The organism is Streptomyces sp. NPDC048600, from assembly GCF_055587025.1.
The window spans coordinates 56,141-71,813 of sequence record NZ_JBVJGZ010000011.1 but is presented as its reverse complement, the minus strand read 5'-3'; the positions used below and the strand labels follow the sequence as shown (position 1 = coordinate 71,813).

At 72.4% G+C, this 15,673-nt stretch carries 14 protein-coding genes; 3 read left to right on the top strand and 11 right to left on the bottom strand.

Annotated elements, in window-relative coordinates; translation table 11 throughout:
• Window positions 1-117: 117 nt before the first annotated feature.
• From ACZ6SQ_RS17115 to ACZ6SQ_RS17095, 5 genes are all read right to left on the bottom strand, one after another.
• Complete coding sequence (locus tag ACZ6SQ_RS17115; RefSeq protein ID WP_469562342.1) at window positions 118-291, bottom strand: hypothetical protein; 174 nt, start codon at window positions 289-291, stop codon at window positions 118-120.
• 152 nt (window positions 292-443) lie between these two features.
• Complete coding sequence (locus ACZ6SQ_RS17110; protein WP_469562339.1) at window positions 444-2,369, bottom strand: FUSC family protein; 1,926 nt, start codon at window positions 2,367-2,369, stop codon at window positions 444-446.
• Between the two features lie 181 nt (window positions 2,370-2,550).
• Complete coding sequence (locus ACZ6SQ_RS17105) at window positions 2,551-3,570, bottom strand: polyprenyl synthetase family protein (RefSeq protein ID WP_469562336.1); 1,020 nt, start codon at window positions 3,568-3,570, stop codon at window positions 2,551-2,553.
• Window positions 3,567-4,676 (bottom strand): tetratricopeptide repeat protein, encoded by a 1,110-nt coding sequence (locus tag ACZ6SQ_RS17100; protein ID WP_469562665.1) that lies wholly within the window; start codon window positions 4,674-4,676, stop codon window positions 3,567-3,569. The genes ACZ6SQ_RS17105 and ACZ6SQ_RS17100 overlap by 4 nt, the downstream gene beginning before the upstream one ends.
• 265 nt (window positions 4,677-4,941) lie before the next feature.
• Window positions 4,942-5,205, bottom strand: a complete 264-nt coding sequence (locus tag ACZ6SQ_RS17095) for a hypothetical protein (protein ID WP_469562333.1) — start codon at window positions 5,203-5,205, stop codon at window positions 4,942-4,944.
• Between the two features lie 288 nt (window positions 5,206-5,493).
• Here ACZ6SQ_RS17095 and ACZ6SQ_RS17090 point away from each other — a divergent pair, with 288 nt between their 5' ends.
• Entirely contained in the window at window positions 5,494-5,814 is a 321-nt protein-coding gene (locus ACZ6SQ_RS17090) for a WhiB family transcriptional regulator (RefSeq protein WP_386381817.1), read from the top strand.
• Between the two features lie 55 nt (window positions 5,815-5,869).
• Here ACZ6SQ_RS17090 and ACZ6SQ_RS17085 read toward each other — a convergent pair whose 3' ends face one another.
• The gene (locus ACZ6SQ_RS17085) at window positions 5,870-6,253 is read right to left on the bottom strand and encodes a hypothetical protein (protein WP_469562330.1); all 384 of its coding nucleotides are present in this window, start codon (window positions 6,251-6,253) and stop codon (window positions 5,870-5,872) included.
• Between the two features lie 183 nt (window positions 6,254-6,436).
• On the opposite strand from ACZ6SQ_RS17085, the gene ACZ6SQ_RS17080 reads away from it, so the two are divergent.
• Both ACZ6SQ_RS17080 and ACZ6SQ_RS17075 read left to right on the top strand, forming a co-directional pair.
• Window positions 6,437-7,060, top strand: a complete 624-nt coding sequence (locus ACZ6SQ_RS17080; RefSeq protein WP_469562329.1) for a DoxX family membrane protein — start codon at window positions 6,437-6,439, stop codon at window positions 7,058-7,060.
• Window positions 7,061-7,345: 285 nt separating this feature from the next.
• Window positions 7,346-8,035, top strand: coding sequence for a response regulator (locus tag ACZ6SQ_RS17075; RefSeq protein ID WP_469562326.1), 690 nt, complete (start codon window positions 7,346-7,348; stop codon window positions 8,033-8,035).
• Between the two features lie 6 nt (window positions 8,036-8,041).
• Here ACZ6SQ_RS17075 and ACZ6SQ_RS17070 read toward each other — a convergent pair whose 3' ends face one another.
• The 5 genes from ACZ6SQ_RS17070 to ACZ6SQ_RS17050 are packed head-to-tail and all read right to left on the bottom strand — an operon-like array spanning window position 8,042 to window position 15,527.
• Window positions 8,042-8,662, bottom strand: coding sequence for a vitamin K epoxide reductase family protein (locus tag ACZ6SQ_RS17070; RefSeq protein ID WP_469562324.1), 621 nt, complete (start codon window positions 8,660-8,662; stop codon window positions 8,042-8,044).
• Window positions 8,659-9,441 carry a respiratory nitrate reductase subunit gamma gene (narI, locus tag ACZ6SQ_RS17065; protein ID WP_469562320.1) on the bottom strand — a complete coding sequence of 261 codons (783 nt, stop codon included), beginning with the start codon at window positions 9,439-9,441 and terminating at the stop codon, window positions 8,659-8,661. Before narI ends, ACZ6SQ_RS17070 begins: the two co-directional genes overlap by 4 nt.
• Complete coding sequence (narJ, locus tag ACZ6SQ_RS17060) at window positions 9,438-10,274, bottom strand: nitrate reductase molybdenum cofactor assembly chaperone (RefSeq protein WP_469562318.1); 837 nt, start codon at window positions 10,272-10,274, stop codon at window positions 9,438-9,440. The genes narI and narJ overlap by 4 nt, the downstream gene beginning before the upstream one ends.
• Window positions 10,274-11,827, bottom strand: a complete 1,554-nt coding sequence (narH, locus tag ACZ6SQ_RS17055) for a nitrate reductase subunit beta (protein ID WP_469562315.1) — start codon at window positions 11,825-11,827, stop codon at window positions 10,274-10,276. Before narH ends, narJ begins: the two co-directional genes overlap by 1 nt.
• A 1-nt stretch (window position 11,828) precedes the next feature.
• Window positions 11,829-15,527 carry a nitrate reductase subunit alpha gene (locus tag ACZ6SQ_RS17050; RefSeq protein ID WP_469562312.1) on the bottom strand — a complete coding sequence of 1,233 codons (3,699 nt, stop codon included), beginning with the start codon at window positions 15,525-15,527 and terminating at the stop codon, window positions 11,829-11,831.
• Window positions 15,528-15,673 lie beyond the last annotated feature (146 nt).

The window sequence follows — 15,673 nt, the reverse complement described above, 5'->3', positions numbered from 1 at the left end:
GGGGGTAGGAGGGGAGTGGGGAAGACCCACCCCTACACCGGGAGAAGGGGAGGCCCCCCCCCCCCCCCCCCCCCCGCCACGCGATGGGCTGCACCTGCGCGACGGGCACGCCGGTCGTCAGTGCTTGAAGGTGTCCTTGGCCTTCTCCTTCGCCCCGCGCATCTTGCCGCGCGTCTCCAGGGCGGCACCCTTGGCCGCGAGGGTTTCCTTGTGCATCGCGTGGGCCACGGTTCGCACGGTCTTTCCGGCGACCTGTTCGGCCTTGGCCTTGGCCTTCTCTCCGGCGCTCATGGCAGCACCTCCCCACTCACCCGCCCGAGTGCCCGCGAAGCGGGGAGGAAACACGTCTCGGCGTGGCTCGGCGCGTCACAGTCCGGCCGGCCTGGCGCCCTGCCGACCAGGCGCCGGTCCGGCCTGCCGCCCCGCCGGCCTGTCGCCGGGGCCTAACCGGCGGTGACCGCCCGCTCGGCAAGCGGGACCGGGAGGACGAACGGGGGAAGCGCGAGGCCGGCCTTCTCCTGGTGGACCGCGAGCCGTTCCAGTACGGCGTCGATCTGACGGGTGTGCCGCGGAGTCAGTCCGCCGGTGTCGTCGAGGTGCACGGCGCACGCGGTGACGGTGTCGACCAGCCGCTCCAGCAGGGCGACGGCCTCCTCCGCGCCGTCGGCGTGCCGGGCGAGGGCGGGCAGTTCGGCGGCGGTCAGCGCGACGGTGGCCTTGGCCTCGGCGAGCGTGCGGTACGCCTCGCGGCGCAGGCCCCAGCGCCGGGCGCGGTCGTCGGCGCCGCTCAGCACGTGCGCGAGGTACCTCTGCGCGGCCTCGGCCGCCGTCGTGAGGCGGGCCCGGACGTTTCCGCCGCGATCCCCGGGCAGCGGCACCGGCAGATGCCCCACGACCAGGACGATCACACAGGCCAGCAGGGTCTCGCCGATCCGGCCCGTGGAGGCCTGCGGTTCGCCGCCCGCCATGACCAGCGCCAGCACCAGCACGGTCACGACCGCGGTCAGCGCGGCGAAGTGCCGTGTGGCGACGGGGAGCAGCGCCCCGCACACGGTCACCACCGCGACGAGCCCCGCCGGTCCGGGCAGCACGACGGCAAGAGCGGCGAAGACGAGAGCGCCCACCACCGTCCCCGCGGCACGGCACAGCACCCGCGAGACCAGCGGCCCGAGATCGGGCTTGACCAGGAACACCGCGGTCACGGGCAGCCAGTACCAGTGGGTGTGCGCCCCGTACCACTGCGCGTGGTGCAGCCACTGCGCGACGGCCGCGCCCGCCCCGAAGGACAGCCCCACCCGGAAGCCGTACTCGCGCCCGCCGACACCGAAGGCCGTGCGGAAGGCACCGGCGGGCCCGGCCCCGCGCGTGTGCGCAACGCCCCCGTCGCCCCGGTCGAAGGCCTGGGCGGCGGCCAGCAGCGCGTCGTCGAGAGCGCGCAGCGCGGGCGCGGAACGGTGGGGCGCGGGCAGCGGACCGGTGTGCGTGGCCCCGCGCACGGCGGCGGCGAGCCTCCGCAGCGCCTCGGGGGCCCGGCCGTCGACGGCTTCCGCGGACCAGGCCAGCGCGGTGGCGGCCTCGGCGAGCGGCAGGGCCGCGGCGTACTGCGCGTGCAGTCTGCGTTCCGCGGCGGACGCGGCGTACCGTCGCAGCCGGGGCCCCGCGAGGGCGTCCTGGGCCTGGTCGAGCGCGGCGGTCAGCGCGGTGCGCCGGGCCACGGCGTCCCCGCCCCCGACGGCGTCGAGGAGGTCGGCGATCGTGTCGTACACCCGGGCCACGGCCGCCCGCTCGCCGTCGAACCGGAAGTCACCGGCGAGCGCGCCGGGCGTGGGCAGCGCCAGGCGCAGCAGAAGCAGCCAGCCGGCCCCGGCGAGATAGACGAGTCCCCGCTGCCAGCCGGATTCGGGCAGCGGCATCCCGGCGCCCACGGCCGCCGCGACGAGCAACTGCGTCGCCGCCGAGGACGCCACGGGCCCTACGGCACTGACACATCCCGCCAGTGTCCCGAGCACCAGCAGGACGAGGCTGAGCGCGACGGCTCCCAGCGACTGACCGGCGTACGTTCCCACGGCGAGCCCGGCCGCGCCGACGACCGCCGGTACCCCGAGCCGTGTCACCGCGGAACGCCGGCTCCCGGGCCGGTCGTTGATCCCGGCCAGCATGGCCGCGATCGCGGCGACGACCCCGAGCGAGGCCCGACCGACGGCCAGGGCGGCCGCCAGCAGCGGTCCCGCCGCCAGCGCCCCACGAACCACCGCACTCCACGGAACCGGCCCCCGCTGGGCGCGCAACGCGTGCCCGAGCCAGGGCGGAGGAACGACAACTGCACGATGCGACACGGGGCTCCTGTCCGTACGAGGGCGAGACACCATCGGACAACAGCGGCCGTGCGGTGGACTTCCAAGGACTTCGACGCTCTCCACCATAGATCGCATTGTTGGAGGGCAGGGAACAGGAGTATTTCGGGAGTGTGACGACGGTGGCTGCGTACGTGCACTCAGGCCCGGCGCCTCCCACCGCCGCCAGGTCTCGCGGACAGCGGCCGAGGTGGCGTCAGAGTTCCCGGCTCACGAGGAAGGCGAGCAGAGACCGCAGTTCGTCGACGGCCGTCGTGCGCAGCGGCACCCCGGCGAGCGCCGACTCCACGACGCCGAGATGCCGCCGCGCCTCGTCCAGCGCCGCCGACCGTCCCCCTGCTCTCTCGATCAGCTCCGCGGCGGCCTGTGGATCGGTGTCCAGGAGCCTCGCGAGCCGCCCGGCGGCGGGAGTGCCGAGAGCCACGAGCACCGGCAGCGTCTTCTTCCGTTCCCGCAGATCACCGTGCACGGGCTTGCCCGTGACGGCGGGATCGCCCCAGATGCCCAGGACGTCGTCGACGATCTGGAAGGCGACCCCGAGGTGCCGGCCCGCCCGGTCCAGCGCGGCGGCCGTCCCGGGGTCGGCGCCGCCCAGGACCGCACCGAGGGCGGCGGAACAGCCCAGCAGCGCCCCCGTCTTGTGCTCGGCCATGGCCCGGTACTCGTCGGGCGTGACCCTCTCCGGGCCCGTCCAGGGGCGCGCGGCGAACAGCAGGTCGTCGGCCTGCCCGCGCACCAGATCGCTCAGCGCGGCGGACAGCGCCCGCACCGCGTGGGCGCCGCCCGGTTCCTCGGCGAGCGTCTCCACGGCCAGGGCGAAGAGGGCGTCACCCGCGAGGACGGCGGGTCCGGTGCCATAGGCCTTCCACACGGCCGGGCGGCCTCGCCGGGCTTCGTCGCCGTCCATGATGTCGTCGTGCAGCAGGGAGAAGACGTGCACCAGCTCCACCGCGACGGCGGCGGCCACGCCGGCCCGCACGGGCGCACCGGCGGCCTCGGCCCCCAGTACGGCCAATGCCTGCCGTACGCCCTTGCCGCCTTGGCCGACGGCCGGAGTGCCGCCCACCTCGCACCAGCCCAGGGAGTAGGCCGCCATCTCGCCGACCCAGGGGTGCAGTCGTGCCACGGCCGCGGCCAGCGCGGGCCGCACCAGCGACCGGCAGCGGTCCAGGGCGGCGGGGGCGTCGGCCGGGGCCGTGGAGGACAGCGCGGTCACCGTGCGACCTCCGCGGGGGAGTCGGCGCCGTCGGCCGGAGTGCCGGCGCCCGCGTACGTCGCCGCACCCGTACCGCTCGCTCCCGCCAGACCCAGTTCCTCGTGCGCCCGGGCCACCATCTCCCGGGCGTGCTTGAGGCCGATGCGGTCCAGTGTGGTGGCCAGGTCGGCGAGTTCGGCGGCGGTCTCGGCCCGGTCGCGGCCCAGGCGGGCCAGAGACTTGGCCAGGCCCAGCCGGGACAGGGCCTCCCCGCGCGGCTCGCGCATGGCGCGGAACTCCGCCAGCGACTGCTCGTACAGCCCGCGGGCCTCGGCGTACCGTCCGGCGCGGTACAGGACGTTGCCGCGCATCTTGTGGTTGTAGGCCAGCGCGCTGGACAGCTTCATCGTCCGGCACGTCGTCTCCGCCTCGGACAGCCAGGTCAGCGCGCGTTCGGTGTCGCCGTCGCGCACGGACACGACGTCGGCGAGCCCGCGCAGGGCCCAGGCGTGACCGCGATGGTCGTTGGCCTCCTCGGCTATCCCGGCGGCCTCCTCGAACAGGTCGTACGCGGTGTCGTAGCCGCCGGTGTTGCGGTGCATCTGCGCGATGCCCTCCAGGGCCCACACCGTGTGCCGTGCCTCGCCGCGCCGCCGGGCCTCGGCCAGCAGCTGCTCGTGGAGCCGGCCGACAGCCTCGTAGTCGCCCTGGATACGGCCGGTCTCGGCCAGGCCCGCCAGCGAGTAGCCACGGACGACGATGTCACCGCCCTGCTCGCCGAGTTCGGCCGCGAGTTCGAGCAGCCGCCTGGCCAGGGCGAACGCCCCGCGCTGCCGGGCGAGGGTGCCGCCGCTCCACAGGGCCCAGGCCATCGCCGCCGTGTCCCCGGCCTCACGCGCCGCCCGGTAACTCGCCTTCCAGGCCTGGTCGGCCTCCTCCACGCGGCCCAGCCGACGGTGCGCCTCGGCGACCGCGAGCCCGGAACGCGCCGCTTCGCCGGGCTGTCCGGCCTGCTCGGCCGCCTTCAACTGCTCGGTGCCGGCGGCCAGTACGTCGGTGAGAGACGAGTTGACGGAGAGGGTGGTGAGTGCGCCCTGGTACTCCGGCGCGAATGCCTTGCCGTACATCGATGCCTTTCGGTCAATCTCCACACCGAGTGCGACCGCGTATACATGGCGTGTATACATGATGCGTATACAGAGTGTGTATAGAGCGTTGGGAAAGAAGCCCGGGCCCGGAGCCAAAGCTTCAGCTGTCGTCGGGCAAGACGTAACCGGAGTGACCGGGGTTGCCCGTGAGGCGTAGATCACGTGAGGGTGCGTCAGTGCCGGCGGGCATCCTGGGGCCACCCTGATGCGCCGGGCGACCGCGTTCCGGAGCGCCGACGGAACATCACCCCGACGTTCTCGACCCCGCCGAAACCCAGTCCCCGCCGGAGTCGCCGGAGTCGACGTCGGCGCCGTCCTCGAGCGCGCTGAAGAACGTGCCCGTGTCGCCCACCACCACCCATGCGGCACAGGTCCGGACGAACCCGGTCACCGCGTAGTACTTCGCATGCCGGAACCACGCTCGGGTGATTCTTCTCGGTCGGCGTTTGCCACCGGTCCGGTTGAACATGTGCCGCCCCCGTGCCGTATTGTCCTTGGCCCGCGTCATGCCCCGGGAGAGGAGGCCGTACATGGACAAAAGCGCAGCAGCCATGGGTAGTTGCCCGACTCTCGTCGGGGAGCGGGAACGTCATGGACCCGTGCGACGTGACCGGCACTCCGGCCAACTCGGGGTGAAGCAGCCGTTCGCTCGGTGTGCAAGAGGTGTTCACTCGTTGGGGTCGTGGTCGCGTTCGGGCTGTCCTCTGTTCGACGAGACTGGCGTACGGTCTCGGAACTGCCTGGTGAATCAGGTGGGGTTGGACGGGCCGGAGTGGGGAGAGGGGTGGCGTCGTTGATGTGGGACGAGGCGGAGTGGGGCGGTCGGGCGGCATGCCGGGGCACGGACCCGGAGGGACTGTTCGTCGAGGGAGCCGCCCAGAACCAGGCGAAGGGCGTGTGCTCGGGCTGCCCCGTGCGGACCGAGTGCCTCGCCCACGCACTGGACCAGCGCATCGAGCACGGCGTCTGGGGCGGCATGACGGAACGCGAACGCCGCGCCCTGCTGCGACGCCGGCCGCTCGTCACGTCCTGGCGAAGCCTCCTGGAGGCGGCCCGGACCGAACACGAACGGCAGCGCGTCGTCGCCGCACCGGAGCCGGCCACCGCGGTGGGCTGACACTTCGGCCGGGGGCGTCGCCCCGACGCAGCCGTCCCGGACGCGCCCGGTGACCTCAGCGGTCGGCGACCCGGCGCGCGTCCGCCGGCCAGTGGCCCGTGCCGACGATGTGCTCCACGAGCCTGAACGCCTCCCGCAGGGGAACGGTGTTCTCGTTCGGGTACGCGTCGGCCTGCCCGTCGGTGAGGACGAACCCGTCGCTCGAGCCGTTGGCACCCGGGTCCACGGCATGCTCGCCGGGATCGCCCTCTTCTTCCAGCAGCGTCACCATCGCGTGCCCGGTGTTCGTCACCAAGACCAGCGATCGCCCGGACGAACTCGTCAGCCACGTCTCGAGCCGCCCGCTGCCGACTCTCGCCCGTAGTGCCTCCGCCGCCGACTCGGGCGACACGGGGACAGGGCTGTCGTCGTTGATCACCCAGGACTCGATCACGGGCATGACGATCTCACGGACGGTGGCGGACGCCACAGACGCTGCCAACAGGCCCGGCGGGCAGGGACGTTCGGGCCCCGGGGAGGGTCCTGCAGCCCCTCTGGGGGGTGGGGGCGGCGCGGGACATTGGTGGGGCGGCGAGAGCCGTCCGTCACCAGCACGTCCCAGCCCTGGAAGGGATGAACGACCATGGCAGTGCACAACCACTCCCACCGGTACCCGAGGTTCCGCTTCACGTCCCCGCGTCGGGCCGTGAACTCTCCCGCGTCCGCCGAGCCGACGACCACGGCGGCGACCGCGTCCCGTGCGTACGTGCTGGCCGGGCTCCGCTTCCTGATGGGGTTCGTCTTCCTGTGGGCGTTCCTGGACAAGACGTTCGGCTTCGGTTACGCCACGCCGTCCGGCAAGGGCTGGCTCGACGGCGGCTCGCCGACCGAGGGATTCCTCAGCCACGTCGCCGTCGGCCCGATGGAGTCCACCTTCCACGACTGGGCGGGGGCCGCCTGGGCGGACTGGCTGTTCATGCTGGGGCTGCTCGGCGTCGGCCTTGCCCTGATCGCGGGTGTCGGACTGCGCATCGCCGCGGTCGCCGGCACGGCGATGATGGCGTTGATGTGGGTCGCGGAGTGGCCGCCGGCCAGGCACCTGTCGGACGGCTCGGCGAGCATGTCGACCAACCCCTTCGCCGACTACCACCTCGTCTACGCCGTCGTGCTCGTCGGCCTGGCCGCCGCGGGTGCCGGCGCCACCTGGGGGCTGGGCAGGGCCTGGGCGCGACTGCCCTTCGTCAGCCGTCACCGCTGGCTGCGGTGAGGCCGCGGGTCCGTCGGACACAGGGGCACCTCCGCCGAAGAGCGGAGGTGCCCCTGTTCGTGTGTGCTCCCGCTCCCTCCCACAGCCGAGGGCCGAATGACCCGAGCTCGCCGTATTCGTACAGGTATGTGGTCGGCGGAAGGCAGGTTCCAGGGGCGGCAGGGCCGGGCGGCACTGGCTCTTCCGCCCGCGATCGCGCAAGATCTGTGACAGACACGTACGGGCACCGAACCCAAGGGCGACGTCCGGTGCGGCATTCCGACAGCGCAGAACGAGGAGCAGCTGATGGCGGACGGCGAGCAGCCGGGCCCCGACAACCCGATCCGGGTCTTCCTGCTGGACGACCACGAGGTGGTACGGCGGGGGGTGCACGACCTCCTCGACACCGAACCGGACATCACGGTCGTCGGTGAGGCCGCCACCGCCGAGCAGGCACTGATCCGCGTGCCCGCGCTGCGGCCCCAGGTCGCGGTGCTGGACGTGCGGCTGCCGGACGGCGACGGCGTGACCGTGTGCCGGGAGCTGCGGTCGAGCATGCCCGAGCTGGCCTGTCTCATGCTGACCTCGTTCGACGACGAGGAGGCGCTGCTGGACTCCATCATGGCCGGTGCCTCCGGGTACGTGCTGAAGCAGATCAAGGGCACCGACCTGGTCTCGGCCGTACGGACGCTGGCCGCCGGCCAGTCCCTGCTCGACGCCAGCGCCACCGCGAAACTGATGGCCCGGCTGCGTCAGGACAAGGAACCGCAGCCCGACCCCGAGCCCGACGCCCTGCCCGGCCTGACCGAGCGGGAGCGGGAGATCCTGGCCCTGATCGGCGAGGGCCTGACCAACCGCCAGATCGGGCAGCAGCTCTTCCTCGCGGAGAAGACGGTCAAGAACCACATCTCCCGGCTGCTGGCCAAACTGGGCGTGGAACGGCGCATCCAGGCCGCCGTCATCGCCACCCAGGCCAAGGACCGGCTCGGGCGGTAGGGGCGGCTACAGCAAGCTGGTCCAGTAGGCCCAGAAGCGGGTGAGGACGAGCAGCGCGATCACCCCGTACCAGGCACCGAGCAACAGCCAGTGGGTGTCCCTGAGCAGCTCCACGACACCATGTGGCGCGGGTACGTCGCCGCGTTCCAGGCAGCGCAGGGTGACGAACCAGAACAGGGCGATGGTGACGACCCAGACGACGGCGCAGTACGGGCAGATCTTCCGGAGCTCGTAGAGCGACTGCACGATCAGCCAGTGCACGAACACCACGCCCACCAGCGCCCCGGCGTCGAGCGCGAGCCACAGGCGTCGGTGCAGCCGCGCCCCGGACAGTACGGAGACGCCCAGGGCGGTCACGGCGGCGAAAGCCGCGAGGCCGAGCAGCATGTTGGGAAAGCCGAACAGGCTGCCCTGCGGGCTGGACATGACGCTGCCGCAGCTCACGACCGCGCTCAGGTTGCAGGGCGGCTGGTACGTGGGATCGCGCAGCAGCCGCCAGTCGTCCAGGGTGAGCTGGAAGGACGCGAGCCAGCCGACGATCCCGGTGACGACCATCACCCACCCGGTCCGCCGGTCGAGCCGCCGGACGGTGGTGTCGTCCGGCGGCACGGCGAGGGCGCGCGTCATGCTGCGCGTCGGGAACCGGAGGCCGACCGGGTCCGGCGCGTGCCCGCCGGGGCCGCGGCCGTGGTGGGCCGCCGCCGGTAGACCAGATACGGGCGGGCCAGGTAGCCGATCGGGGCGCTCCACACATGCACGAGCCTGGTGAACGGCCAGGCCGCGAAGAGCAGGCAGGCGGTGAGGGCGTGCAGCTGGAACAGCAACGGCGCGCCGGCGATGGCCTCCGGCTGCGGCTGGAGGACGAACAGGCCGCGGAACCAGACCGAGACGGTGGAGCGGTAGTCGTAGCCGGCGCCGAAGACGTTGTGGGCGAAGGTGGCGATGATGCCCAGGAGGACGGTGGCGGACAGCAGCGGGAAGAGCAGCTTGTCGCTGCGGTCGGTGCCCAGCCGGATGCTGCGGTTCAGCAGACGGCGGGCGCACAGCATGCCCAGCCCGGCGACCATGGCGACGCCCGCCACCGAGCCCGCCCAGACGGCCGTGGTGTGGTAGGTGTGCTCGGTGATGCCGACGGCCTCGGTCCACGAGTCGGGAATGGCGAGCCCCACCACGTGCCCGGCGATGACCATGAAGGCGCCGAGGTGGAACAGCGGGCTGCCGAAGCGCAGCCAGCGGTGTTCGAGGAGCTGGCTGGTGCGGGAGGTCCAGCCGAACTGGTCCTGCCGGTAGCGCCAGATGTGTCCGACCACGAACACGGCGAGGCAGATGTAGGGGACGGCGACCCACAGGAGGAGATCGGCACCGCTCGCCGGGGCGGCGGCCGAGAGGGAGTGCGCGGCGTTCATCGTGGGCCTTCCGTGCGAAGGGTCGGGGCGGGCGGAACCCGGGTCGGCGGGGCGGGCATCGGCGGCATGAACGTGCCCGGAGGCGCGAACTCCCCGTCCCCGTAGGAGCCGTAGGAGCCGTGGGAGCCGTAGGGGTCGAGGCCGACGTCCTCGTTCGGCGGGCCCTCGGCGACGAGCCGGGCCACCGCCGCACGGTCGGCCTCGCTGGCCGGCGGCAGCAGGGTGAGCAGCGCGGCCAGGACGTGCCGGTAGGGCGAGTCGGCGTCGGTCAGGGCCCGGTGGATCAGCTCCAGGCCGCGCCGGTGCTGGCGCAGCGGTGCCTCGCCGCCGCCGGGTCCGGCCAGGGCGGCGAACTCCAGCACGACCGGGAGGTGGTCGGGCAGTTCACTGCCGTCGGTGTCCCAGCCCGCGGCCCGGTAGCGCTGGGCGAGGGTGAGCAGGGCCATGCCGCGGCGGCGGGTGTCGCCGTGCAGGTAGTAGGTGAGATACAGGCTGCTCCTGCGGCGCAGGTCGAACGTCTCGACGTAGTGCCGTTCCAGCGCGTCGGGCTCCTGGCCGGTGAACCAGGCGGTGAAGGACGCCAGGTGCTCGGCGGCCGGCGAGGGCGGCAGCGCCGCGACGGTGGAGTCCAGCACCGCCCGCGAGGCGGCGAGTTCGGCGTCCGGGTACTGGAGCAGCAGCGAGCACAGCCGCAGGGTGAGGGTGCGTGCCTCGGCCTCCTCGCGGGTGAGCCGGGCGGGTCGGCGTACGGCCGCGCGGACGCGGGTGCGCACGAGCGCGGGAATCGTGGCCGTCCTGGGTGTTCCCTGGACGGTGTTCGGGCGGTGGCTCATCAGCGGTCTCCGGCGGTGTTGCGGCGCAGGGTGGGAATGCCGAGCATCACGCGGCCGCGGGGTGAGCCGTCCGGGTCGCCGGAGGACTCGACCGGGCAGCGGTTCTCCATCGCGGTCAGCGCGGCGGCGTCCTCCTTGTGCGCGGCGGGGACGACGTAGCGGTCCTCGTACTTGGCGACGGCGAGCAGCCGGTGCAGGTCCTCCGCCTCGCGTGCCGTGAGGCCCACGGCCCGGAGCGCGGCCTCGTCGCCGTCCTCGCCCAGGGTGCGTTCGCGCATGTACGAGCGCAGAGCGGTGAGTTTCATCAGCACTCCGGCGACGACGTCGGTGTCCCCGGCGGTGAACAGCTCCGCCAGGTACTCCAGCGGGATGCGCAGCCGGGTGACGGCGGCGAAGACATGGTCGGGGTCGTCCTGGTTCCCGCCCGCCGCGTCGACGGCGTCGAGGACGGGGGACAGCGGCGGCACGTACCAGACCATGGGCAGGGTGCGGTACTCCGGGTGCAGGGGCAGGGCCACCTTGTAGCGGGAGACCAGGTCGTACACGGGGGAGCGGCGGGCGGCCGCCAGCCAGTCCTCCGGAATCCCCGACTCCCGTGCGGCGGCCGCCACTTCGGGGTCGTTCGGGTCGAGGAAGACGTTCCGCTGGGCGTCCAGCAGGTCCCGCTCGTCGGGGGTGGCCGCCGCCTCGCCGACGCGGTCGGCGTCGTAGAGGAGCAGGCCGAGGTAGCGCAGGCGGCCGACGCAGGTCTCGGAGCAGACCGTGGGCTGTCCGGCCTCGATACGCGGGAAGCAGAAGGTGCACTTCTCGGCCTTGCCGGTGGCGTGGTTGACGTACACCTTCTTGTACGGGCACGCCGTCACGCACATCCGCCAGCCCCGGCACTTGTCCTGGTCGACGAGGACGATGCCGTCCTCGACCCGCTTGTACATCGCGCCCGACGGACAGGCCGACACGCAGGCGGGGTTGAGGCAGTGCTCGCACAGGCGGGGCAGATGGAAGAGGAAGGTCTGCTCGAACTCGAACTTGACCTTCTCGGCCCACTCGCCGCTCAGGTTGGGGTCGGCGCCCGCGTTCTCGGCGGCGCCGCCGAGGCCGTCCTCCCAGTTGGCGCCCCAGGTGATGGCGGTGGGCCGGCCGGTGAGGACGGAGCGGGGGCGGGCGACCGGCATGTCCGGGCCGGCGGGGGCGCTGATGAGGTTGTCGTAGTCGTAGGTGACCGGCTCGTAGTAGTCCTCGATGCCCGGCAGGTCGGGGTTGGAGAACAGCGACAGCAGCCGCTTGACCCGGCCCCCGGAGCGCAGGACCAGACGCCCCTTCTTGTCGAGCATCCAGCCGCCCTTCCACTGCTCCTGGTCCTCGTAGCGGCGGGGGTAGCCGACACCGGGCTTGGTCTCGACGTTGTTGAACCAGGCGTACTCGACGCCGGTGCGGTTGGTCCAGGTCTGCTTGCAGGTGACGGAACAGGTGTGACAGCCGATGCACTTGTCGAGGTTCATCACCATCGCGATCTGTGCCATCACTCGTCCGACGGGGGCTTCGCCACGGGGCATGTCAGTACTCCACTTGCTGGCTGCGGCGGCGGATGACGGTGACCTCGTCGCGCTGGTTGCCGGTCGGGCCGTAGTAGTTGAAGGCGTAGGTGAACTGGGCGTAGCCGCCCGCGAGATGGGTCGGCTTGAGCAGCAGCCGGGTCAGGGAGTTGTGGATGCCGCCGCGCTTCCCGCTGACCTCGGTCTTCGGTACGTTCACGTTGCGGTCCTGGGCGTGGTACATGTACACGGTTCCCTCGGGCATGCGGTGGGTGACCACGACCCGGCAGGCGACGACACCGTTGCGGTTGTACGCCTCGATCCACTCGTTGTCCTTCACGCCGATCTTCTCGGCGTCGAGGGTGGACATCCAGATCACCGGGCCACCGCGGGACAGGTCGAGCATGTACTTGTTGTCCTGGTAGTTGGAGTGGATGGACCACTTCGAGTGCGGGGTGAGGTAGCGGACCGTGACCTCCGCGCGGCCGTCCTCGTGCAGCTGCTCGTCCCCGTAGTGCCGGGGCGTGTTCAACGGCGGTCGGAAGACGGGCAGTTGCTCGCCGAGCTCGGTCATCCAGTCGTGCTGGACGAAGAAGTGCTGCCGGCCGGTGAGGGTGTGCCAGGGCTTCTTGTGCTCGACGTTGATGACGAAGGGCGAGTAGCGCCGGCCCCCGGTCTCGCTGCCGGACCACTCGTACGACGTCATCACCGCGCGCGGCTGGGAGCGTGTGTCGGCGAAGGTGATCCGCTCCGCCTCCCGTTCGGAGGCGAGCTCCACCAGGCCCTCACTGCCGGTCTGCCGCTCCAGCTCGCGGAAGCCCTCGGTGGCCAGGCGGCCGTTGGTCGTGCCGGACAGCGCCAGGATCGCCTCGCACATGTCGGTGGCGGTGGCCAGGGACGGGCGGCCCGCGGCGATGCCGTCCCGGACGGTGCCGCAGCGCCGCCGCAGCTCGTCCAGCTCCTGGTTGGGGTGGACGGTGACGCCCTTGGTGGTGGTGCCGAGGGTGTCCAGCAGCGGGCCGACGGCGCGCATCTTCTGGGCGGTCGCGGCGTAGTCCCGTTCGATGACGACGAGTTTGGGCATGGTCCGGCCCGGCACCGGTTCGCACTCGCCGGTCTTCCAGTCCCGTACGACCCCGCCGGGCTGGGCGAGTTCGTCCGGGGTGTCGTGCAGCAGCGGCACGGCGAGGACGTCGGTGCGGGTGCCGAGGTGCTCGGCGGCCAGGTCGCTGAACCGGTCGGCGATGGTGAGGAACGTGTCGTAGTCGGTGCGGGCCTGCCAGGGCGGGGCGATGGCCGGGGTGAAGGCGTGCACGAAGGGGTGCATGTCCGTGGAGGACAGGTCGTCCTTCTCGTACCAGGTCGCGGCCGGCAGGACGACGTCGGAGAGCAGACCGGTGGAGGTCATCCGGAAGTCCACGTCGACCAGCAGGTCGAGCTTGCCCTCGGGGGCCTCGTCCCGCCACACCACGTCCTTCGGGCGCTGCTCGGGCGGAGTCTCCTCGGAGCGGACCGCCGCGTCGGTGCCCAGCAGATGGCGCAGGAAGTACTCGTTGCCCTTGCCGGAGGAGCCGAGCAGGTTCGCCCGCCAGACGGTCAGCACGCGCGGGAAGTTGGCCGGGTCGTCGGGGTCCTCGGCGGCGAACTTCAGCCGCCCCGACTTCAGTTCACCGACGATGTGCTCGGCGACCGGCCGGCCCGCCGCCTTCGCCTCGTCCGTCAGGTCCAGCGGGTTGCGGTTGAAGCCGGGGTGACCGGGGGTCCAGCCCAGGCGGATCGCCTGCGCCAGACAGTCGGCGAAGCCCTTGCCCCGGAAGCGGCCCTCGCCGAGCGGGGAGGCCAGCTCGTCGGGCCCGAACGCCTCGTAGCGCCACTGGTCGGAGTTCAGGTACCAGTACGAGGTGCCCGCCATGTGCCGGGTGGGGCGCTGCCAGTCGAAGGCGAACGCCAGATGCTGGAGCCCGGTGACCGGGCGGATCTTCTCCTGCCCGACGTAGTGCGCCCAGCCGCCGCCGTTCACGCCCTGGCAGCCGGTCATGGTGAGCAGGGCCAGGAACGCGCGGTAGATGGTGTCGGAGTGGAACCAGTGGTTGGTGCCGGCGCCGAGGGCGATCATCGACCGGCCGTTGGTCCGCTCCGCGTTACGGGCGAACTCCCGCGCGATGCGGGCCGCCTGCTCGGCGGGGACCGAGGTGATGGTCTCCTGCCAGGCCGGGGTGTAGGGCTCGTCGGCGTCCTCGTACGACGTCGGCCAGTTGCCCGGCAGACCCGGGCGCCCGACCCCGTACTGCGCCAGCATCAGGTCGAAGACGGTGGTGACCAGACGCCCGCCGACACGCCGTACGGGCACGCCGCGCACCATGACCGAGCCGCCCTCCGTGCCGCCCTCGTCGAAGCGGGGCAGGGCCACGGCCACGGTGTCCTCGGCGCTGTCGAGCAGGCTCAGCTCGGGCACGGTGTCGCCCAGGTCGAGGTTCCAGCGGCCCTGCTCGGCCTCCCCCCAGCGGAAGCCGAGCGAACCGTTCGGCACCACCGGCTCACCCGTGGCCGCGTCCAGGAGCACCGTCTTGGACTCGGCGTGCTCCGTGTCGTGCCCGAGGTCGGCGGCGGTCAGGAACCCGGCCGGGACCAGCCCGCGGTCGTTCTCGCGCAGCGCCACCAGGAACGGCGCGTCCGTGAACTTCCTCAGGTAGTCCTGGAAGTAGGGCACTTCACGGTCCACGAGGAACTCGCGCAGGATCACGTGCCCCATGGCCATCGCCAGCGCCCCGTCCGTGCCCGGGTGCGGGGCCAGCCACTCGTCGGCGTGCTTGACGTTGTCCGCGTAGTCGGGGCTGACCGCGACCACCTTGGTGCCGTTGTAACGCGTCTCGGTCAGGAAGTGCGCGTCCGGCGTGCGGGTCACCGGGATGTTGGAGCCCCACATGATCAGATAGCCGGCGTTCCACCAGTCGGCGGCCTCGGGGACGTCCGTCTGGTCACCGAACACCTGCGGCGAGGCGACCGGCAGGTCGGCGTACCAGTCGTAGAACGACAGCAGCGTGCCGCCGATCAGCGACATGAAGCGGGCACCGGCCGCGAACGACGCCATCGACATCGCCGGGATCGGGGAGAAGCCCGCGACCCGGTCGGGGCCGTACTCCTTGATGGTGTGCACATGGGCGGCGGCGACCAGCTCGGACACCTCGTCCCACTCCGCGCGCACCAGGCCGCCCTTGCCGCGGGCCCGCTTGTAGGCACGGGCCTTCGCCGGATCGCCGGTGATCTCCGCCCAGGCCGCCACCGGGTCGCCCAGCCGCTTGCGGGCCTCGCGCCACAGCTTCAGCAGCGCGCCCCGGACGTAGGGGTATCGGACGCGGCTGGGGGAGTAGGTGTACCAGGAGAACGAGGCACCGCGAGGGCAGCCGCGCGGCTCGTACTCGGGGCAGTCCGCGCCGATCGACGGGTAGTCGGTGGCCTGATGCTCCCAGGTGATGATGCCGTCCTTGACGTACACCATCCACGAGCACGAGCCCGTGCAGTTCACGCCGTGCGTGGAGCGCACCACCTTGTCGTGGGCCCACCGGTCACGGTAGAAGCCCTCCCACTGCGGATCGCCCGTGCCGAACACGGCGCGGCCGTCGGCGGACACCTCACGGCGGTTCAGCAGCCTGCGGGCAGCCAGCGGCCAGCCCTCCCCGTCTCGGGGTGCCTGGTGCCGTGCCTTCTGATCGTTCTCCATGGCCAGAAAGCTAGGCGCCGCACCCCCGGCCGCACCTGGGGCCTGCGGTCCCCGCCCGGCGACCTTCCGGCCCAACCTGGCGGGCCGGGGTAGGGCCCAATGGTCCCGGTGCTCGGGCCCGGTCGGCCGGTGGCCGGGCCCGGTAC